At 32.6% G+C, this 21097-nt stretch carries 19 protein-coding genes and 1 riboswitch; of the genes, 2 read left to right on the forward strand and 17 right to left on the reverse strand.

Annotated elements, in window-relative coordinates:
• Positions 1-2: 2 nt before the first annotated feature.
• The 12 genes from aroA to cmk form a co-directional block, all read right to left on the reverse strand.
• Positions 3-1307, reverse strand: coding sequence for a 3-phosphoshikimate 1-carboxyvinyltransferase (gene aroA, locus CD113_RS02685; RefSeq protein WP_002463060.1), 1305 nt, complete (start codon positions 1305-1307; stop codon positions 3-5).
• Between the two features lie 9 nt (positions 1308-1316).
• On the reverse strand, positions 1317-2381 hold the full coding sequence (aroB, locus tag CD113_RS02690) for a 3-dehydroquinate synthase (protein ID WP_002463058.1): 1065 nt from the start codon (positions 2379-2381) through the stop codon (positions 1317-1319).
• 23 nt (positions 2382-2404) lie between these two features.
• Positions 2405-3571 carry a chorismate synthase gene (gene aroC / locus CD113_RS02695; RefSeq protein ID WP_002463056.1) on the reverse strand — a complete coding sequence of 389 codons (1167 nt, stop codon included), beginning with the start codon at positions 3569-3571 and terminating at the stop codon, positions 2405-2407.
• Positions 3572-3847: 276 nt separating this feature from the next.
• Positions 3848-4297 carry a nucleoside-diphosphate kinase gene (gene ndk, locus CD113_RS02700; protein ID WP_002463054.1) on the reverse strand — a complete coding sequence of 150 codons (450 nt, stop codon included), beginning with the start codon at positions 4295-4297 and terminating at the stop codon, positions 3848-3850.
• Positions 4298-4397: 100 nt separating this feature from the next.
• Entirely contained in the window at positions 4398-5357 is a 960-nt protein-coding gene (locus CD113_RS02705) for a polyprenyl synthetase family protein (protein WP_002463052.1), read from the reverse strand.
• Between the two features lies 1 nt (position 5358).
• On the reverse strand, positions 5359-6084 hold the full coding sequence (locus CD113_RS02710) for a demethylmenaquinone methyltransferase (protein ID WP_002463050.1): 726 nt from the start codon (positions 6082-6084) through the stop codon (positions 5359-5361).
• Between the two features lie 2 nt (positions 6085-6086).
• On the reverse strand, positions 6087-6659 hold the full coding sequence (locus tag CD113_RS02715) for a hypothetical protein (protein WP_002463049.1): 573 nt from the start codon (positions 6657-6659) through the stop codon (positions 6087-6089).
• Between the two features lie 650 nt (positions 6660-7309).
• On the reverse strand, positions 7310-7582 hold the full coding sequence (locus CD113_RS02720) for an HU family DNA-binding protein (protein ID WP_001043863.1): 273 nt from the start codon (positions 7580-7582) through the stop codon (positions 7310-7312).
• A gap of 167 nt (positions 7583-7749) precedes the next feature.
• Entirely contained in the window at positions 7750-8748 is a 999-nt protein-coding gene (locus CD113_RS02725) for an NAD(P)H-dependent glycerol-3-phosphate dehydrogenase (protein WP_002463047.1), read from the reverse strand.
• A 17-nt stretch (positions 8749-8765) separates the two neighbouring features.
• A complete protein-coding gene (gene der, locus CD113_RS02730; protein ID WP_002463045.1) occupies positions 8766-10076 on the reverse strand; it encodes a ribosome biogenesis GTPase Der in 1311 nt (436 codons plus the stop codon).
• A gap of 146 nt (positions 10077-10222) precedes the next feature.
• Positions 10223-11398 (reverse strand): 30S ribosomal protein S1, encoded by a 1176-nt coding sequence (gene rpsA / locus CD113_RS02735; RefSeq protein WP_002463043.1) that lies wholly within the window; start codon positions 11396-11398, stop codon positions 10223-10225.
• A 390-nt stretch (positions 11399-11788) separates the two neighbouring features.
• On the reverse strand, positions 11789-12451 hold the full coding sequence (gene cmk, locus CD113_RS02740; protein ID WP_002463041.1) for a (d)CMP kinase: 663 nt from the start codon (positions 12449-12451) through the stop codon (positions 11789-11791).
• Positions 12452-12526: 75 nt separating this feature from the next.
• On the opposite strand from cmk, the gene CD113_RS02745 reads away from it, so the two are divergent.
• Entirely contained in the window at positions 12527-13495 is a 969-nt protein-coding gene (locus tag CD113_RS02745; RefSeq protein ID WP_002463039.1) for an asparaginase, read from the forward strand.
• Positions 13496-13933: 438 nt separating this feature from the next.
• Here the strand turns inward: CD113_RS02745 and ypdA are convergent, their stop codons facing one another.
• The 4 genes from ypdA to CD113_RS02765 form a co-directional block, all read right to left on the reverse strand.
• On the reverse strand, positions 13934-14920 hold the full coding sequence (ypdA, locus tag CD113_RS02750) for a bacillithiol disulfide reductase YpdA (protein ID WP_002462203.1): 987 nt from the start codon (positions 14918-14920) through the stop codon (positions 13934-13936).
• Positions 14921-15555: 635 nt separating this feature from the next.
• Positions 15556-17169: a LysM peptidoglycan-binding domain-containing protein gene (locus CD113_RS02755; protein WP_095092710.1), complete on the reverse strand. Its 1614-nt coding sequence runs from the start codon at positions 17167-17169 to the stop codon at positions 15556-15558.
• Positions 17170-17315: 146 nt separating this feature from the next.
• A complete protein-coding gene (locus CD113_RS02760; protein WP_002462202.1) occupies positions 17316-18695 on the reverse strand; it encodes a RecQ family ATP-dependent DNA helicase in 1380 nt (459 codons plus the stop codon).
• Positions 18685-19638 (reverse strand): helix-turn-helix domain-containing protein, encoded by a 954-nt coding sequence (locus CD113_RS02765; protein WP_002462201.1) that lies wholly within the window; start codon positions 19636-19638, stop codon positions 18685-18687. Before CD113_RS02765 ends, CD113_RS02760 begins: the two co-directional genes overlap by 11 nt.
• A 107-nt stretch (positions 19639-19745) precedes the next feature.
• On the opposite strand from CD113_RS02765, the gene CD113_RS02770 reads away from it, so the two are divergent.
• Entirely contained in the window at positions 19746-19994 is a 249-nt protein-coding gene (locus CD113_RS02770; protein ID WP_002462199.1) for a ferredoxin, read from the forward strand.
• Between the two features lie 293 nt (positions 19995-20287).
• On the opposite strand, the gene CD113_RS02775 is transcribed toward CD113_RS02770, so the two are convergent.
• Positions 20288-20833, reverse strand: a complete 546-nt coding sequence (locus tag CD113_RS02775; RefSeq protein ID WP_002462198.1) for an ECF transporter S component — start codon at positions 20831-20833, stop codon at positions 20288-20290.
• Positions 20834-20895: 62 nt separating this feature from the next.
• A riboswitch (FMN riboswitch) is annotated at positions 20896-21029 on the reverse strand.
• Positions 21030-21097 lie beyond the last annotated feature (68 nt).

Genomic DNA, 21097 nt, shown 5'->3' on the forward strand with positions numbered 1-21097 from the left:
ATTTATCCCTCATTTTCTCTTTGTAAAAACTGTAATTTTGGTAAAAATCCTGGAAATGATACGTTAACAGCGTCAAACTGTTTAATCGTTACCGGTTCACTTGATAGTAATGATGCGACTGCTAGCATCATACCTATACGATGATCAGTTAAACTGTCGACAACTGCATTTGTTTTAAATTCAGAAGGATGAATAATCAAACCATCGTTGGTTGGTTGGATATTAAAACCAAGTAAATTTAACATATCTGCTGTCGTATCGATTCTATTTGTTTCTTTTACTTTTAATTCTTCAGCATCTTTAATGATACTTGTTCCAGTTGCTTGCGTACACAATAAAGCTATAACAGGCAACTCGTCGATTGCCCTAGGTACCAAATTGCCTTCAATCGTCATTGGCGTTAAATTAGGTGTATATTGAACTCTAATAGAAGCAGTAGGTTCCGCTCCATCTGTAACATTCAATAATTCAATATTCCCATTCATTTGACGTACGATATCTATAATACCTGAACGCGTCTCATTGATTCCAACATTATGAATTGTGATATCGCTGTTTGGTGTTATCAAAGCAGCAACAATGAAAAATGCTGCTGACGAAATATCTCCAGGTACATGGAAATCTGCTGCTTTGATGTGATGAATGGCATTGGCTGTAGTTGTAATCGTGTCACCATTAACCGTAATAGGAATATTAAAATGTTTAAACATCGTCTCGGTATGGTTACGACTAATATCTAATTCCGTGACAACAGATGGTTGTTGTGAAAATAAACTTGCAAATAATATCGCACTTTTTACTTGAGCGCTTGAAACTTCCATCTGATAATTCATACCATTAATTTCACTCGGTCTAATAATTAACGGGGTAAAATTACCATCTACGCCCTCGATATTAGCATTCATCATTTTTAATGGTTTAATCACTCTATCCATCGGACGTTTACCTATAGATTCATCTCCTGAAAGCACACTTTCAATGCCCAGACCACTTAACAAACCAGCAAGTAATCTCGTTGTTGTTCCTGAATTACCTGTATATAAGACTTGATGTGGCGTTTTAAACGCTGCATATCCAGGAGAGTTTATCACAATACTGTCATCATTTTCTGTAATTTCAACACCTAGTAAACGAAATATGTTCATTGTTCGCTTGCAATCTTCACCTAATAAAGGCTGATAAATCGTTGATATACCTTTAGCTAACGAAGCTAACATAATGGCACGATGTGTCATTGATTTATCGCCTGGAACTTCAATATCTCCTCTTAATGGTCCATTAATATCAATTTGTTGTTCATTTACCAATAATTCCACCTACTTAAAATAAGATTGCAATTCGCAAAATGCATCATGTATAACTGATTCTTCAATATGTTGCACAGCTATATCATTAAATTGTTTAATAAGTACCATTTGTACGCCGTGTTCATCATTCTTTTTATCTCGTAACATATATTGATATAACGTTTCAAAATCAAAATCTTTTATCATTGTTAATGGATAACCTAACGCTAAGAAATAATCAGTGTAATGTTTAATATCATGACCAGAATCAAATAACTGATTCGCCACAATAAATTGATAAATTATACCAATCATCACTGCATGGCCATGCGGAATTTTATGTTGGTACTCTACTGCATGACCAAACGTATGTCCTAAATTTAAATGTTTACGTACACCATGTTCTTTTTCATCTGACACTACGATGTTGAGCTTCGTTTTAATACCATTTATTATAAATTGATCTATTCCAGCTAACTGTGATAATGACTGTTGTGAATCAAAATGTTGTTCAAGTTGTAATGTAGCTTGTTGACCATTTAGAAGTGCATGTTTATATACTTCGGCATAACCACTCAACACTTCTTCATATGGTAAAGTTTGTAAAAAGTTTAAATCATATATAACTGCTGTAGGTCTGTAGAAGGCGCCAATTAAGTTCTTACCTTGTTTAGAGTTGATTCCAACTTTGCCACCTACGCTTGAGTCATGTGCAAGTATTGTTGTTGGTACTTGAATAAAAGCAACCCCACGAAGTAAAGATGCTGCTACATACCCAGCAAAATCACCTGTAGCACCTCCACCAATTGCAACAATCGCAGTATTTCTCGTAATACTGTGAGATAAAATAAATTCTAGTGTCTCTTCAAATTGTTTAAATGTTTTTGTTTGTTCTCCTGCTGGGATAATTACTTTTTGAATATGCTGTAACTTTGATAACTCATTTAATTTATCAGCAAAAAGTTGATTGACGTGTTCATCTACTAAGATAAATGTTTGATCATAACTAGACACAAAACGATTTAACTGTTGAATCGCACCATGTTCTACAATAATTGGATAGTTATTTGTAGGATACGTTGTTTGTAATTTCATAGTCATACCTCAATCTTTACAAATTAAAATTCTATATTTAACTGTCTGCGTTCTTTGATTTGTTGTTGTAGTTGATCCATGTGATTAGATTGAAATTCTTCTAACAATGCTTTAGCAATTTCAAAGGCAACGACATGTTCACATACGATACTTGCAGCTGGAACGGCACAACTATCAGAACGTTCAATTGTTGCTTTAAAGTCTTCTTTAGTATTAATGTCTACAGAATTTAGTGGTTTATAAAGTGTAGGTATTGGTTTCATTACGCCATTAACAATAATAGGCATACCATTAGACATACCACCTTCAAAGCCACCTAAGTGGTTTGACCCTCTATAATAACCAATGTCACTGTTATACAAGATTTCATCTTGAATTTCACTACCTGGTTTTTCAGCAGCTTTAAAACCTTCTCCAAAGCTAACACCTTTAAAGGCATTAATACTAACAACACCTTGTGCAATTCTGCCATCTAGTTTACGGTCATAATGTACATAACTACCTACACCAATAGGCATATTATCAACGACTACTTGTACAACACCACCGATTGAATCACCATCTTTTTTCGCTTGATCAATTTTATCTCTCATTGCTTGTGCAATAGTGTCATCAATGACACGCACATCGTTTTGATCTAAATGTGCTTTAAAAGTTTCACTATCATAAAAGTCTTTATCCTTAATACCACCAATTTCAACTACACGACTATATACATCAATATTAAGTTGTTCTAACATTAATTTACATAAAGCTCCAACAGCTACTCTAGCAGCTGTTTCTCTTGCAGATGAACGTTCTAATACATTTCTTAAATCGCGATGATTATATTTCATTCCTCCGATTAAATCTGCATGTCCTGGGCGTGGTTTCGTAATTGTTCGTTTCATCGCTTCACGTTCTTCGTCACTAATCGGTGCAACACCCATGATTTTTCTCCAATGTGAAAAGTCATCATTAGTTACTACCATGGTAATTGGGCTACCAAGTGTATAACCATTTCTTACGCCTGAGACGATTTCAACCGTATCTTTCTCAATTTGCATACGTCTACCTCGACCATAGCCACCCTGTCTTTTAAACATTTCTTTATTAATATCCTCAGCTTTAATAGCAAGATTAGCTGGAACACCTTCTATAATTACTGTTAATTGCGGTCCATGTGATTCACCTGAAGTCAGATATCTCATATACACTCGCTCCTTTCTACAATTCCACGGTTTCTATACAATATGTTGTTAATATTATCATATTCACAGTATTTTCATAACTGTTTGCAATTCAACCATGATATTAACAATTTGTGTTGGTTCTAATATCAGAATTATCTAAATTTTGAATAGTTATTACAATTATAATATAAATATTGCTTTGAACATATATCGTTTTTTATTTATGCATAGAAAAAAGTTGAGACAAACTAATCATTTATCTCAACTTTTGCATTATGTTATTTTAAATTTTATTTATTCATATAACCAAGTATCTCTTGGTGAATCGTAACTAGTGATTTCTTCTTCGTTAAACCATAAACTAATTTCTCGTTGAGCTGATTCAACTGAATCAGAGCCATGAATAATGTTTCTACCTACCGTTAATCCATAATCTCCTCTAATTGAACCTGGAGCCGCTTCTGAAGGATTAGTACTACCAATAATATGACGAGATACTGCGACAGCATCTTCCCCTTCAACTACCATGGCAAATACTGGTGCTGATGTTATAAAAGAAACTAAATCATTATAAAATGGTTTGTTTTTATGTTCGCCATAATGCGTTTCTGCTAATGACATAGGTACTTGCATTAATTTACCGCCTACTAATTTAAGTCCCTTTCTTTCGATTCTAGATAACACTTCACCAATCATGTTTCGTTGTACTGCATCTGGTTTAATCATTAAAAATGTGCGTTCCACTTTATGTATCCCCCTGTGTTTAAATAATAATAGCGATTTATGTATATTACTATTCTATAGTACCAGGTTAGTAAAGCGCTTTCAACAATTTTCACGTGACTTACGTATTTCTAGACCCCATTTTTTTAGTTAATGATTTCAGTAAAGATTTACCTTGTGAATCTGGAAGTTCATCAATTAAATTTAATGCTTTTGTTAAGTATTTACTACTTACCTCTTTTGCTTCATTGATGCTATCAGATTGACGAATAATTTGAACGCAATCTTTAAATTGTTTAACATCACTCGTTGGCGTTAATTGCTCAATTTTTTCTTTGAATGCAACATTTTTACGCATCTCTAGTAATACAGGTAATGTAATATGACCATTCATTAAGTCACTACCGACTGGCTTACCTAATTTCTTTTCGGTACTTGTAAAATCAAGTACATCATCAATGATTTGATAACTCATACCAATGTAATGACCAATTAATTTCAATTTACGCACAGTTTCTACATCTGATTGAGACGTTATCGCCCCAACTTCTGTTGATAATTGAATTAATAATGCTGTCTTACGATTAATTCTTCTTAAATAATTAGTAATCGTTTGATGGTGATTAAATTGATCTTGAAATTGAAATAACTCACCACGACAAACATTGACGATAGATTGTGAAATTAATTGATGCACACGATTATCTTTAACTGCCATTAAATGTTCTAAACCTAAAGCTAACAGAAAATTCCCTGTTAAAATAGCTGTTGTTTGATCCCATTTTTTAGAGATAGTTAACTTACCACGACGTTTATCACTTTTATCGATGACATCATCATGAACTAAAGTTGCCATGTGTATCAATTCTAAAGCCACTGCAACTTGATACGTTTCTTCAGATGTTTCTTGATCTTTACCAAATTGACTACTCAATATCACAAATGCTGGTCTCACACGTTTACCACCAGATGATAACAAATGTAAAGAAGATTGTTGTAAAACTTGGTCTTTACTTTTAATTGCCGCTTCAAGACGCTTTTCTACTTTTTTTATTTCATTATTCATGTTTAACTTTGCCACGTTAATCACCTTTGGTAGTATCTTTTTCTTTATAGCCAAGGTGCATTGCAGCAACGCCACCTGTAAAGCTACGAACTTTTATATTTGTAAAACCAGCTTGCTCAAACATTCTCTTTAATTGTTCTTTACCTGGAAAATTAAATGTTGATTGTTGTAACCATTCATATTCATCTTTTGATTTAGCAAATAGTTTTCCGAAAACTGGCATCACAAATTTAAAATATAGTGCATACACTTGTTTAAAAACTGGTAAAGTAGGTTGGCTAGTCTCAAGACAAACTACCATCCCCCCTGGTTTCAAGACACGATTCATTTCTTTTAATGCAACTAAGTATTCTGGTACGTTACGTAAACCAAAACCGATTGTTACATAATCAAATGAGTTATCTTCAAAAGGTAAGTCCATGGCATCACCGTGTACTAATTTGACATTTTCCATATCTGCAGTTTTTTCTTTACCAACAGCCAACATATTTTCACTAAAATCTAATCCTGTGACTTCTCCAAAAGGACCAACTGCTTTACTTAGGGCAATTGTCCAGTCAGCAGTACCACAGCAAACATCTAATGCTGATGCACCTTTTTGAACATTCATTTCTTTCATGACGCGTTTTCTCCACACTTTGTGTTGTTCAAAGCTAATAATATTGTTTAATCGATCATATTTATTAGAAATATTTTGAAATACGCGATGTACTTGTTCTTTATTTGCTTTATTGTCAGCCATGCTTAATTACCTCTACTTTTCAAATAACTTTTTTGGATGGTGCTCAAGTATTCCTTAACTTCACTTTGTTTATATTCTTTGAAGTATGATGGATAGTAATCTGACATATCTTCAAACAAATAGTTATAGATTGTTGTTTCATCTTCAATAATACCAAAATGGCTAATTGTTATATAAGGAAATACTGTTTCTATCTTAATAATTGCTTGCATGATTTCTTCACGATTTAATACTTGTTGATGTAGTGATGATTTTAATTCATTTACTTCTACTATAGCCTTACTAATTTTATATTGAAAATTAGAGTCATCTATTTCTGCCAGTAGCGTATAAAAATGGGCACTAATTAAATCCCCTATCAAAATAGAATGTTTGGATAGTTGATTATAAGTTACATCGTCAAGATGTCTCATTGAAGTGTCAATTGTGAGGCATGCTAATTTTGCAACGTCTGGGATGTCATAGTTATCTAATAATTGACCTAAACGTTGATTCATACGTATCGGTTCATAATCAGTTACACCCTTCAAACGTTCTTCTATTTGCTTGTCTAATTTGCTGATAGTTGTTTCCATGTCTACACCTCACGTTATTATCACTATTCATATTAACATTATATGTCACAAATTAAAATATTTTGAAACATATATATTACTTAATATTTTCATGAAAATAAATGCCATTTCCTTTTGCAATAGATTGTTATTTCGTTTTCAAATCATTTTATATTTTTTGTGATAATGATTACGCTAAAAATAAATTACGCTTAAATTATAGCATTCATTCATGATCTAATTGCTGTGGAAGCTCAATATATTGATGGTATTGAGACAGATATCACTATTAGCAGCTTTTATGTCGCAGCCCCATCGCTCCAGTATGACTGACTAAAATGATGGGAGTGGGGCAGAAATAATTATTTCAAAACAAATTATTTCGTAGGCCCACCCCGGCAAGACTGACTAGGTTTGTAAAATGTTGATATATTAGCATTTTACAAACCAGACAGTTACTGCCAAATACTTAATTTTAAGTGTAAAATGCTTTTTGGCCCACTCCCATTCAAAAAGTTACGGCCAAATACCACAAATTTATTATAGATTTTTTATCTTGGTCTCTTCTGTCTATTGGATAAACAAATGGCTATATCTAAATCGTATTCTGTGAATATCTAAGTTTATAGCCAAAATAAAAAGCCCTTTAACAAGGGCTTTTTTAAGTAAAATTATTTTACAGCATCTTTTAATGCTTTACCAGCTTTGAATGCTGGAACTTTACTTGCTGGGATATCAATTTCTTTACCAGTTTGAGGGTTACGACCTTTACGAGCAGCACGCTCACGTACCTCAAAGTTACCGAAACCAATTAATTGTACTTTTTCACCTTTAGCAAGTGAGTTTTGGATTGATTCGAATACAGCGTCTACTGCTGAACCAGCTTCTTTTTTAGTTAAATCAGCTTGTTCTGCTACTGCATTGATTAAATCTGTTTTGTTCATTAGACATACACCTCCTGAGGTTTAATAATGATATTATATCATTATGCTAAAACTTTAACACATGCCTTGTATAAATCGCAATCATTTATATAGCAAAAACGTTGAATTTAAGCCATTTCTATTCATAAATTGTTATAAAAAGGAAAATATGTGTAATAATTCCCTTTTTATTCAGCTTTTTTGTCGCGCTCCATTAACTCTTTAACACACTCTTTAACAGAAATATTTTCAAATAGGACGCGATATAATGCGTTTGTGATTGGCATATCGACATGCTGTTCCTTTGCTAAATGATATACAGAATTGGTTGTATATACACCTTCAACGACCATATTCATTTCTGCTAATGCTTGTTCCATTGATTCACCTTGACCTAATTTATATCCTAAAGTATAGTTTCTTGAATGTGTTGAAGTACAAGTAACAATCAAATCACCTATACCGCCTAAACCAAGAAAAGTCATAGGATCTGCACCTAATTTTTCACCTAAACGACTGATTTCAGCCAATCCACGTGTCATTAATGCTGCTTTAGCATTATCTCCGAAACCAATACCTGCAACAATACCACTCGCTACCGCAATGATATTTTTCAAAGCACCACCTAATTCAACGCCCACTAAATCATTATTAGTATAGACTCTTAAATAATCATTCATGAATAAGTCTTGAATAAGATGACTGATTTGTTCATCTTTTGAAGATGCAGCTACAGTTGTTGGTTGCTTAACAACGACTTCTTCAGCATGGCTTGGTCCTGATAATACTCCAATGCCTCCATTATGTTCTGGAGATACTGAATCTTCTATCATTTCAGACACACGTTTAAATGTTTCATTTTCAATGCCTTTAGCGACGTGAATAAATGTCTTTTTAGAAGTTAATTTACTATCAATTAAAGTCGTAACTTCTCTCATTGCTTTTGTTGGTAAGGCCATTAAATAAATATCGGCAAACTGAATGGCTTGATCCATATCTGTAGTAGCCGTAATTGCATGATTCAACTTAGCATATTTTAAGTACTTCTTATTCATATGATGTAAATTTAATTCATCAACACTTTGTTGATTTTTACCCCACATCAATACATCATGACCATTTTCAGCCAACACATTTGCTAAGGCTGTACCGAAGCTTCCCATACCAAATACTGTTACTTTAGTCATTATTCTACCCCCGTTTACTAGTTTCTTTTTCTTGCAATTAAATGAATTGGTGTTCCTTCAAAACCAAATGCTGCTCTGATTTGATTTTCCAAATAACGTTTATATGAAAAATGCATTAATTCTACATCATTCACAAAAATCACAAATGTAGGTGGTTCTATCGCAACTTGTGTAGCATAGAAAACATTTAATCGTCTTCCTTTATCTGTTGGTGTAGGGTTCATTGAAATAGCATCTGTGATGACTTCATTTAAAGTTGAACTTTGAACACGTTTTTTATGATTTTCACTTGCCTCATTAATATAAGGGAATAATGTTCTTAATCTAGTACCCTCTTTAGCAGAAACAAATGCAATTTGCGCATAATCTAAAAATTGGAATTCTTTGCGAACTTCATCTTCAAACTTTTTCATTGTTTTACTATCTTTTTCGACTGTATCCCACTTATTAACTACAATTACAACTGCCTTACCTTGCTCATGTGCATAACCTGCAACACGTTTATCTTGTTCAATGATACCTTGCTCAGCATCAATAACTACTAATACAACATTTGAGCGTTCAATAGCTTTTAAAGCACGTAATACTGAATATTTTTCAGTAGATTCATAAACTTTACCTTTTTTACGCATACCAGCTGTATCAATTAGTACATAGTCTTGGCCATCATATGAATACTCAGTATCGACAGCATCTCTTGTAGTGCCTGCTACATTTGACACAATGACTCTTTCTTCGCCTAATATAGCATTAACTAAGCTAGATTTCCCAACGTTAGGTCGACCAATGATTGATAATCTTATTGTGTCATCATCGTAAGGATCTTCTTGCTCTTCACCAAAATGTTCCACAACGGCATCTAATAAATCTCCAAGACCCAAACCATGTGAACCTGAAATTGGATATGGTTCTCCAAAGCCTAATGAATAAAAATCATAAATATCATTACGCATTTCCATATTATCTACTTTATTTACAGCTAAGACGACAGGCTTTTTAGATTTGTATAAAATTTGAGCAACCATTTCATCACTTTGTGTTAAACCTTCACGCACATTCACCATAAATATAATGACATCAGCCTCTTCGATTGCTATTTCAGCTTGAGCTCTAATTTGGGTTTGAAAAGGCGCGTCACCAATTTCTATACCGCCTGTATCTATAATATTAAATTCATGTGTTAACCATTCACCAGATGAGTAAATACGGTCTCTTGTGACACCTGGTGTATCTTCAACAATTGAAACACGTTCTCCAACTACTCTATTAAAAATGGTAGATTTTCCAACATTAGGTTTACCTACAATTGCTACTACAGGTTTAGTCATAAACTAACTTCCTCTCTTTCTTATATCTTTTTAATTTTATCACATGACCGTTGTTAATCAAACTGTGTATATCATTAAACAGATCTTTGCAAAAAAATACTCCGCACGTATATTTTACGCACGGAGTATTAAATTCATCTTAAATATTATAATTTAAGGTTTTTAAGTTTGTCTCCAAACATATCACCAATAGTTGGATTATCTTCATCTTCATTATCTAAATATGCTTGAGTTGTTGAAGGATCGCTTTCGATGACATCTTCATTTGGTAACGTAGCTTTGATTGATAATGATACGCGTTCATTTTCTTCATCAATACCAAGAATTTTAACGCTAACTTGTTGTCCTGGTTCTAATACTTCACTAGGTGCACCGATATGTTTATGTGCAATTTCAGAAATATGCACTAAACCTTGAACGCCTGGTGCAATTTCAACAAAGGCACCAAAATTAGCAAGTCTTACAACTACACCTTCAATAACATCATCTTCGTGGAATTGTCCTTTGATATTATCAAATGGCGTTGGTAAAGTATCTTTGATTGATAATGATACACGTTCAGTATCTTTATCAATAGATTTAATTTTAACTTTGACTTCTTGGCCAACGGATACAACTTCTTCTGGTGATTTAACATGTTCATGAGATAATTCTGAAACATGTACTAAACCATCAACGCCGCCTATATCAATGAAAGCACCAAATTGTGTTAAACGAGCAACTTTACCATCAATAACATCGCCTTCATTTAATGAATCTAATAATTCAGCTTTCTTAGCTTCATTTTCAATTTGTTCTACTGCTTTACGGCTTAAAATGACTCTATTATTTGCTGGGTCCAACTCTTCTACTTTAAGACGAATAGTTTGTCCATCAAATACAGAGAAATCTTCAATGAAGTCTGTAGAGATTAATGATGCTGGAACAAAACCTCTTTGACCGACGTCTACAACTAAGCCACCTTTAACAACTTCAGTAACAGCAGCCTCAATAATTTCATCATTATCTAATTTTTGTTGTAAGTACTCGTAAGACTTTTCTGTTTCTAATTGTCTGCGAGATAAAATGTAAGCACCAGAATCATTTTCTTCATCAAACTCTATTTTAGTGACATACGCTTCTATTTCGTCACCTTCTTTAACAACCTCATTGGGGCTGTCAATATGATGTGTTGAAAGTTGACTTATTGGTATAATACCATTAAATTTGCCACCGTTAATGTGAACAACAACTTGTTTATCTTCAACTTGTTGCACTTCACCAGTAACTTTGTCACCTTCCTTAATATCATTAATCATTGATTCATTGAATTCTTCAGTCATCTTGATTGCCTCCTTATACACTACATAATTATAACATCTTATAAACTGACAGAATTGTCAAGAAATTCTATCTACATTAGCGTTATCAATTTCACAATGTCCATAAATATGTCACCTAATTACCATCATATTGTTAATGTCCATGATCCATTTGAAATTAATGTTGTAATAAATAGTCAACTTTATACATTTTCTGTATAAAGTTTGTCTAAAAGTTTTAATTGTTGTATTAAGATGTTACGTATTTATCGTTACAAATACTATTATAGTAAAAATTTATACTTTTATAAAACAAAAAGCCATGAGATGAATAAAAATTAATAAGTTATTCTTATAACCTATTGATATCTCATGACTTAATTTTCCAATATCGTCTAATTGTATATTGCTTTAGTCAGCAATTTCTTTAACAAGGGCTAAAATTTCTGCTGTTACTTGTTCAATTGACTTCCCAGTAGTATCTAATGTGATTGCATCGTCAGCTTTTTTTAGTGGAGATATGTCTCTGTTCATATCATAGTGATCTCTGTCAGCAATTTCCTTTTTCAAATCTTCAAAGTTTGATTCAATACCTCTTAAATTATTATCTTTAAGCCTACGTTCTGCACGTTCTTCAACAGATGCTATCATGTATACTTTTAAGTCAGCATCTGGTAACACAACCGTGCCTACATCTCGACCATCCATAACAATGCCTTTTTCAGCTGCTAATTCTTTTTGTTTTTTAACAGCGAAGGTACGAACTGGTTCTTTAGATGCTACGTAAGAAACGTGTTGTGTAACATCATTTTCACGAAGAAAATCTGTAACATCTTCATTATCAAGAATGACACATTGGCCTTTATCCTTTTTATAAACTAATTCTAATGTTGTGTGATTAACAAGCTCAGAAAAATCTTCAGTCTTATTTAATTTCAAATATTTATAAGTTATAGCTCTATACATTGCGCCAGTATCAACATAAATCATTGATAATTCACTCGCCACTCTCTTAGCTATTGTGCTCTTTCCCGCAGCTGCCGGCCCATCAATTGCAATATTAATCGCTCTCATGCTCTATTTCCCTTCCTTGTTGTTTTATGAATAATATTTTATCATAATTAAGTAAATGAAATAAGGAGGAAACCTATGAAACATCTACTTGTTATTCATACAGGTGGCACAATCAGTATGTCACAAGATCAATCAAATAAAGTTGTAACGAATGATATTAACCCAATATCTTTACATGAAGATATCATTAAACAATATGCTCAAGTAGACGAATTGAGTCCCTTTAATATTCCTTCCCCCCATATGACTATTAACCATGTAAATGACTTAAAAGACATTATTTTACAATATGCTAATACCAAACAATATGACGGTTTTGTGATTACTCATGGTACTGACACATTAGAAGAAACGGCTTATTTATTAGATTTATTAATAGATATTCATTCACCTATTGTTATCACAGGTGCTATGCGTTCGTCTAATGAAATTGGTGCAGATGGTTTATATAATTATATTTCAGCAATTCGTGTTGCTTCTGATGATAAAGCACAAAATAAAGGTGTGATGGTAGTATTTAATGATGAAATACATACCGCTCGAAATGTGACTAAAACTCATACATCAAATACTAATACATTCCAAAGTCCTAACCATGGACCACTGGGCGTATTAACTAAAGATCGTGTCCAATTTCATCATTCACCATATCTTGAAGCATCTTACCCTAATATAAATGACAGTTTAAATATCCCTTTAGTTAAAGCTTATATGGGATTATCGAGTGATATTTTTGACTTTTATAGTACTCAAGGCGTTGATGGTATTATTATTGAAGCTTTAGGACAAGGTAATTTACCTCCTAGTTGTTTAAAAGGACTGACACAGCTTATACAACAAAAAGTACCAATAGTCTTAGTATCTAGATCCTTTAATGGTATTGTAAGTCCATTATATGCTTATGAAGGTGGTGGCTATCAATTAGCCCAACAAGGCCTAATATTTTCCAATGGTTTAAATGGACCAAAAGCAAGATTAAAATTATTAGTCAGTATTAGTAATGGCCTTAACTATCAACAAATTAAAACATATTTCGAATCATAATCAAAAATCGGTTCTCTCCAAAATTGGACTGATACATTATTAAATTTTCAAGCCTCGCACCCCAGCTTGCACAATTTTGTAAAAATTCTGTCGCCAGAATTTTTCTTTGCTGGGGCCCCAATGCCCAACCTTGCCCGTCTTGCACATTTAGAACTAGTTAGATTTATAATCTTTACTAGTTCTTATGCAGTTGCACTAATAGTGTCAACTGTAATCCTTTTTAAAATTTTTCTATGACGGGTCCCTTGCCCAACTTGCATGGCATGAAAAAACTGGATAACCAGTTTTTCTGTGTTGGGTCCCTACCTTAGGAGTCTCGGCTTCAAATTAATTTTAGTTTTAAAATTATTTATTATTTATTTATCAGTCCCAAAATAGAAAATCAAAAAACCGAGATATTAACTTTATCGTTAGCATCTCGGTTTAATTTATGACATTCTATGATTCTAATGGTGTTTGTTTTTTACTCAATATACTTTGAGCAATGATACCGCCATGGAATTTACCATTTTCAATGAATATTGTATTCGCATCATTACCCGCTGCAATCACACCTGCGATATAACAATTATCTATATTTGTTTCGTAAGTTTCTTTATTGTAGACAGGTGCAGTACCAAATTCATTCGTATTAATATCGATACCGATTGATTGTAAAAAGTCATAATCAGGGTGATAGCCAATCATAGCAAAGACATAATCATTTGCTATCGTCTTACTTTCACCATTCACTTCAAAAGTAACAGTATCTTCTGTAATTTGAGTTACATTGGCATTGAATTCCATAGCAATTTTTTCATGTTTAACTAACGCTGTAAAATTAGGTAAAATCCATGGTTTAATTGCTGAAGGATAATCACTACCTCTATAAAGCACTGTCACATTCGCACCAGCTTTTTCTAATTCTAACGCTGCATCTACTGCAGAGTTTTTACCGCCGATGATCACAACATTTTGATCAAAATATGGATGTGCTTCTTTGAAATAGTGGAATACTTTTGGTAATTCTGCACCTTCAACTTCTAATTGATTATGTTGACCATAATAACCAGTAGCAATTGTTAAGAAACGACATTCATAAACGTCTTTTGTTGTTGTAATAGTAAACTTGTTATCCATTTTCTTAACTGTTAAGACTTCTTCAAACGCATTTATTCTCAATTGATGTTGTTTAACAACCTCACGATAATAAACAAGTGCTTGATTTCTTCTAGGTTTACTTTCTTCAACTATGAATGGAATATCTCCGATACTTAATTTATCACTTGAAGAAAAGAATGTTTGATGTGTTGGATAATTATAAATGGATTCAACAACATTTCCTTTTTCAATAACTAAGGTTTCAATACCTTTTCTTTTTTGTTCAATGGCCGCACTTAATCCGCATGGCCCTCCACCAATAATAATACTTTCTACTTTTTGCATTGTTTCGGCCTCCTTTAATCCCAAATAATTATAACAGTTTGTATCAGTGTTAGCTAAGACTGTGCTTGATTATTTATGATAAATTCATGACATTTTTGTTGTTATTTTCTGAACAGATTACCTTTATGACTAAAAATAATCTTTATTGCAATAAAGTAACCCAAAATTTATTTGCTTTAGTTTTTTTAAATAATAAGACTCATACTTTTGGTATCTTCGTACCTTACTTGTACAATCAAAGCAAGTTAGATTATTAATCTTTAGTAGCTCTTGCCCAACTTACACATCATTGTAAAAATTCTTTGCTAAGAATTTTTCTGTGTTGGGTCCCTATGCAGTTGCACTTATAGTGTAACTGTAATCCTTATAAAATTTTTCTATGTTGGGTCCCTTGCCCAACCTTGCATGGTAGAGTTTCTGCTATCTTGATAGCTAAAAAAATCTTATGCAGTTTATTATGAATTAATAAAGTGTATACCTATTTCAGACAATCGATTTCTCTATGTTGGACCCTTTGTCCAACTTGTACATTACAAAACTAAAAAAACTGCCAACATCTTCTATACTCTGTTGGCAGTCTCATTTTATACAATAATATTATATCGTCATTATTTTCATTTATCTAAAATGATATATTATCGTGGAATAACAATTTGTTGTCCATTATGGATATTATTACCACTTAAACCATTAGCACGTCTAATTTTTTCAACATTTTCAGGTGATCCTGAACCGTAGTATTGAATCGCTATACGGTATAAATTTTCTTGTCCAGAAACCGTATGTGATTGACCATTACTATTACTTTGAGTGTTATTTTGTTGATTTTGATTACTTTGTTGTTGTGATTGGTTATTATTTTGATTAGTTGTTGCTTGGTTTGTATCATTACTGTTTTGATCATCTGATTGGTTATCAGCATCAGTAGTTGCTGCTTGATCAGCATTGTCATCACTTGCTTGATCTTTGTTATCGTCTTTTGCTTTGTCAGAAGATTTACTTTCTTTGCTATCTTTACTATCTTTGTCTGACTTACTATCCTTACTATCTTTTGAATCATTAGATTTACTATCCGTGTTAGCAATCTTATTATCTTTAGAACCATTATCATGATTATTTAAAGCCATACCACCAAAAATAGCTATAGCTCCAATAATTAATACTGCAGCGATTAATGGTAACAATACTTTCATTAAACCGCCTTTTTTCTTTTTACCATTATGTTCATGGTCTTTACGTTCATCATCTTTAGAGCTATGATGTTGTGAACTTTTGCCTTTAGCCATTGCAGCACCTGTACCAGCTACTCCTGCAGCGCCTGCACCAACTGCAGCTGCTTTTTTTCCTTTATTATTCTTGTCATGATGATTGTTTTGATTTTTGTCTTGTTCATCATGTGAATTATTATCTGAGTCATGTTTATCGTGTGCATGTTTACCGACTGCTGCTGCACCTGTCGCTCCAGCTACGCCTGCTGCAGTTTTTTTGCCTTTATGATGGTTATTATGCTCCCCATGAGCATCAGTTTGTTGACCAACTGTATTTTCAGCATGTTTGGCATGATGATTAGTTTCCTCTTGATGATTAGGATGTTCTTTATGTTTATCATGTTCATGTTTACCTAGTGTACTCGCACCAACTGCTCCTACGCCTGCTGCACCTGCAATACCTGCTGCTTTTTTATCTTTATGATGATCATCTTGCTCACCATGAGTATCGGTATTACGATGATTAGTTATGCTGTGATCATCCTTATTTGATTCTTTGTCGCGTCTCTTTTCATTAAAATGATTGTCATCAGCATTGCCAGCAACGCCAGCCCCACCTGCAACACCTTTTTTAACACGTGATGACTTAGATTCTGCTGTTTGATCAGTTTTTGGTTGGTCCTTAGAGGCTTTTAACTCATCTTGTTGATTATTATGTAGATCATAGTTATCGTAACGATCGTCTAGAGATCCTGTTTCCTCACGAGCACTTGAACCTTCATTTTGGAACGCATCATGAGTATCATGTGCTGCTTGCTCTGTTTCATGATCTTCTTTATTATGATTTGTCGCTAAATCACGACGTCTTTTTCTTCTATGTTGATTTCTCGGAGGAAAATGTTGCTCTACTTTTTCCTGCGTTGATTCATTTGTTGAATCAGGTTGATCTTGCTGCATTTCTTCTGAATAGTCAGAATGCTGTTCTGGTTCAATTGACTGACGGTTTCTCTCAAAATCGTCTTTAAAATTATTATTAGACATTACCATTTTCCTTTCTAGCTATTAATTTTACATAACATATACCCTTTTATGCCTGACTTATGTATGTTTATCAATATTATTTAAAATTATATTTGTTGCTTATATTGTAATTATATCTTGCTTTTTTTCCTTTAGTAAAGCAATACCTAACTTTGGAACAAATTTTGTAATTTTTCTTTAACATCCAGTTTTCTTACTACTTCTTTTTTATTTTTAATATTAATTCTATCAATGTCATCATCTATATCACAGCATTGTTGCTGTTTAGGAGGCACCTCCTTAAAAAATTCCAATAAATAACGACGTCGGCACTGATCTAAGTTGATATACCCCAACATCCTATAAAATCCTAATTGCTTCCTTTTAAATGATTGATTAAAAATGAGCGTTAAGTCATTAATACTATAATAAGATGCAAGTGTAGTTAATATGTTCTGTTTTTCTTGTGATAATAGTTGGCCTACTGAAAATTGATGTATATCTTCATCAGTGATCATATCGCTAAATAATAAAGTTTCCAGTATAAAACTATCATCTGGTTGATATAAACTAATTGCCTGACTAGGTTGACCATCTCTGCCTGCTCTACCAATTTCTTGTAAATAGTTCGACGGACTGGATGACAAATGAAAATGAATAATTGTTCTAATGTCTTTTTTATTAACCCCCATACCAAATGCACTTGTCGCTACAATCACTGGAATATCATTATTTAAAAATTGTTGTTGAACTGTTTGTCGTTCTTGATAATTCATATCACCATGGTATATACCTGTTAAATATCCATGATTATAAATTTGTTGTGCAAGTTGATGACATAATTTTTTAGAGGAGACGTAGACGATTGTTGGGCCTGAATATTCTAAAAAAGATAGTAACCAATCAGTTTTATCGCTATCATCATTAAAATTAAGATGACTAAAAGTAATATTGGGTCTATTCATCGTCGTTTTGATAACCTGGAAGTCTACTGCTAACATATTTTTCAAATCATCACGTAAATGTGATGGCGCTGTTGCTGTTAATGCTAATATTGTTGCCTTGTGAAAATGCTTTGTTACTTTTCCAATAAGTGCATAATGCGGTCTAAAATCATAACCCCATTCAGAGAGGCAATGTGCTTCATCTAGCACAATGAGCCCAAAATCAATAGCAGCAATAAGTTTAAAATTGAATGGTTGCAATATAAATTCAGGACTTAAAAATATAAAGCGACTATGCTGTAACATTTTAATATTATGACGTTTTTCGACTTCATCCAAACCTGAGTGTATGCATGCAACTTGTTTTTCACCATTTAATTTCAAATGCATCACTTGATCATCCATTAACGAAATTAATGGCGAAATGATAAGCGTTGGTTTTTCATTAATATATGTTGGTAATTGATAACATAAACTTTTACCACTTCCAGTAGGTAATATACCTAATGTATGTTGACCAGATAGCACACTGTCAATAACTGCTTCCTGTCCGGGTTTAAAATCATCAAATCCAAATTTTTGTTGTAAAAATTTATGAAGCACTGATTTCACCTCTTTCAATACCAACGATTAATACTTTTATTTGAAAATAAGTCAATTGTTCGAAATGTTCTTTATATACCTTTAAACGTTCTTCTCGTCTAGTTTGATAAAATGTTATAAATAATTGTTGCTGTGAAGACGAGCAGTAATCATCATAATTAGTCATATATCCTTTAATAAAAATTTCTAATACATGATCTTCTATTGTATTAATCTTAACTTGTTGTTGGTTAGCTATTTGAGCCATCGTAAAACCTGCTAATAATTTTTTATAAGTTTTATATGTTTGATTCAATAATGTTGGTTTGACGATTAATTCTCCTAAAATAGGATAGTTAGGTGTTTCTAATTCAAACATCATGGTGACTAAATTATTCATTTCAAATTCATACAGTTCGAGAGGATGAATATTATCAATTAAACTAACTTGTTGTCTCGTATACATTGATTCTTCATGTCCTTGCAAATAATAATGTAAGTAGCATGTTCCTTGTTGACTAATGGCTTCAAATAGTTGAAACAATTCTTGTTTAAATGCATCGATTTGATTGCGATTGACAATATTGTTATATACATTTTTGACAATTTCTTGAACTTTATGATTATGTGCTATAGGTATAAATTTAAAACATTCTTGTTCAGTGTTTGAAATGGTTTGGACTAATAACTGCAAAGCATTAAACGTTTGCGCCAGACTATCAAATGTAAACCTAGGATGTGTTATGATATTAAAATTTTTACTATTTTGTTGTGATTGTTCTAAAAATCGCTCAAAAGACGGATATTTTAAATGAGGTAAACTATGATATAATGACAACTGTTGTTGACTACAAGCGTCAAAAAATGTTTGGTGAGATTTCTTACCACTTAAAATATTAAATATACTTTTATTTGTTTTATAGTTATACGTTAGCTGTTGCGCTGTTTTTATAATATGTTGCAAGTTAAACCCTCACTCTGTAAAACTTTTAAATTGAAAATAAATGATAGGATGCTTAAAATTAATGATATGTTTCTATTTTAGCATTTTTATCAAAGGAGGCGAAGATTTTGGCAAAATATACAATCGTTGATATGGATACTTGTATTGCATGTGGCGCATGTGGTGCAGCTGCTCCTGATATATATGATTACGACGACGAAGGTATTGCATTCGTAATCCTAGATGATAATCAAGGTACTGCTGAAGTACCAGAAGAATTATATGAAGATATGGAAGATGCATTAGATGGTTGTCCAACTGATTCAATAAAAATTGCAGATGAGCCATTTGATGGTGACGCATTAAAATTTGAATAATTATAGATAATATTATATTGGGTTAGTTTTACTAATAATTAAGGAGTGTTCAGATTACAATCATGTTCTGAACACTCTTTTTTTGTTATAAGTTGCTAATTTAAATGGCTTTAGGACGATTCAATAACAGAATTTATTTTAAAACAACTATTTTTGTCCCACTCCCCTTATCAAATTCATGTAACAAAATGAATTAATCGATATCTTATTGCATACAATAAACAAAACGAGACAACCATAAACATTTATGATTGCCTCGTTTTTAATTATATTTTTACTAGTGCTGTTACTAATCATATTCTCTGTAAAAAGCCTTTAAGTCTTCTATATAACAAGACGAATATAACAGAAACAATAATACCTTTTATAATATTAAATGGAATGACACCTGACACAATAACAACTTTAAGATTGTTAACAACATCACCTAAGTTGAAAATCATGCCGTATAGTGGTAGCAACACAAAATAATTTAATATACTTAGTACAATAGTCATCACAATTGTTGCTGCTATTAGACCAGTTATTAATGCTTTATTTGAACGTTTATTATAATAAATAGCATAAGCAGTTAATAAGAAACTTATACCTGCTAAAAAGTTAGCTAATGGACCGACTGGATCACCCATATTAAATAAATAGTTTAGTAAATTTTTGACAAGAGCTACAATGATACCTGCAGCTGGACCAAAAATAAATGTTGCTAATAATGATGGTACATCACTAAAGTCTAAAGTTAAGTATGGCGGTAAAAATGGTATTGGAAACTTAATAAAAGTCAATACAAAAGCAATTGCACTTAACATACTTATAGTAATGAGTCGTTTATTTTGTTGCATATTCAATTTTCTCCTTCCATTCATCTCGTACAGAATAGGAGGAAAATTGTACAACAATAGACCTCCATCTTCTCCCATCCAGACTATACTGTCGGCTCTAGATTCACACTAGATCAGCCACTACTTCAATCGAAATAGCAGGTCGCAGGCTTAAATTACTGCCGGTTGGGACTTTCACCCGACCCCGAAGATGAATTTTCAAATATTTTTTACTTATTTATCATAGCCCATTACATTTTATATCTCAATACTTTTGCTCCAACT

Source organism: Staphylococcus simiae (assembly GCF_002902085.1).
Classification (GTDB): domain Bacteria; phylum Bacillota; class Bacilli; order Staphylococcales; family Staphylococcaceae; genus Staphylococcus; species Staphylococcus simiae.

What these genes read in the sequence shown, in the direction of transcription:
- aroB (WP_002463058.1), bottom strand. Translation starts at nt 2,381, where the DNA reads ATGAAATTACAAACAACGTATCCTACAAATAACTATCCAATTATTGTA.
- aroC (WP_002463056.1), bottom strand. Translation starts at nt 3,571, where the DNA reads ATGAGATATCTGACTTCAGGTGAATCACATGGACCGCAATTAACAGTA.
- CD113_RS02710 (WP_002463050.1), bottom strand. Translation starts at nt 6,084, where the DNA reads ATGGCTGACAATAAAGCAAATAAAGAACAAGTACATCGCGTATTTCAA.
- CD113_RS02715 (WP_002463049.1), bottom strand. Translation starts at nt 6,659, where the DNA reads ATGGAAACAACTATCAGCAAATTAGACAAGCAAATAGAAGAACGTTTG.
- CD113_RS02720 (WP_001043863.1), bottom strand. Translation starts at nt 7,582, where the DNA reads ATGAACAAAACAGATTTAATCAATGCAGTAGCAGAACAAGCTGATTTA.
- CD113_RS02725 (WP_002463047.1), bottom strand. Translation starts at nt 8,748, where the DNA reads ATGACTAAAGTAACAGTATTTGGTATGGGAAGCTTCGGTACAGCCTTA.
- der (WP_002463045.1), bottom strand. Translation starts at nt 10,076, where the DNA reads ATGACTAAACCTGTAGTAGCAATTGTAGGTAAACCTAATGTTGGAAAA.
- rpsA (WP_002463043.1), bottom strand. Translation starts at nt 11,398, where the DNA reads ATGACTGAAGAATTCAATGAATCAATGATTAATGATATTAAGGAAGGT.
- cmk (WP_002463041.1), bottom strand. Translation starts at nt 12,451, where the DNA reads ATGAGAGCGATTAATATTGCAATTGATGGGCCGGCAGCTGCGGGAAAG.
- CD113_RS02745 (WP_002463039.1), top strand. Translation starts at nt 12,527, where the DNA reads ATGAAACATCTACTTGTTATTCATACAGGTGGCACAATCAGTATGTCA.
- ypdA (WP_002462203.1), bottom strand. Translation starts at nt 14,920, where the DNA reads ATGCAAAAAGTAGAAAGTATTATTATTGGTGGAGGGCCATGCGGATTA.
- CD113_RS02755 (WP_095092710.1), bottom strand. Translation starts at nt 17,169, where the DNA reads ATGTCTAATAATAATTTTAAAGACGATTTTGAGAGAAACCGTCAGTCA.
- CD113_RS02775 (WP_002462198.1), bottom strand. Translation starts at nt 20,833, where the DNA reads ATGCAACAAAATAAACGACTCATTACTATAAGTATGTTAAGTGCAATT.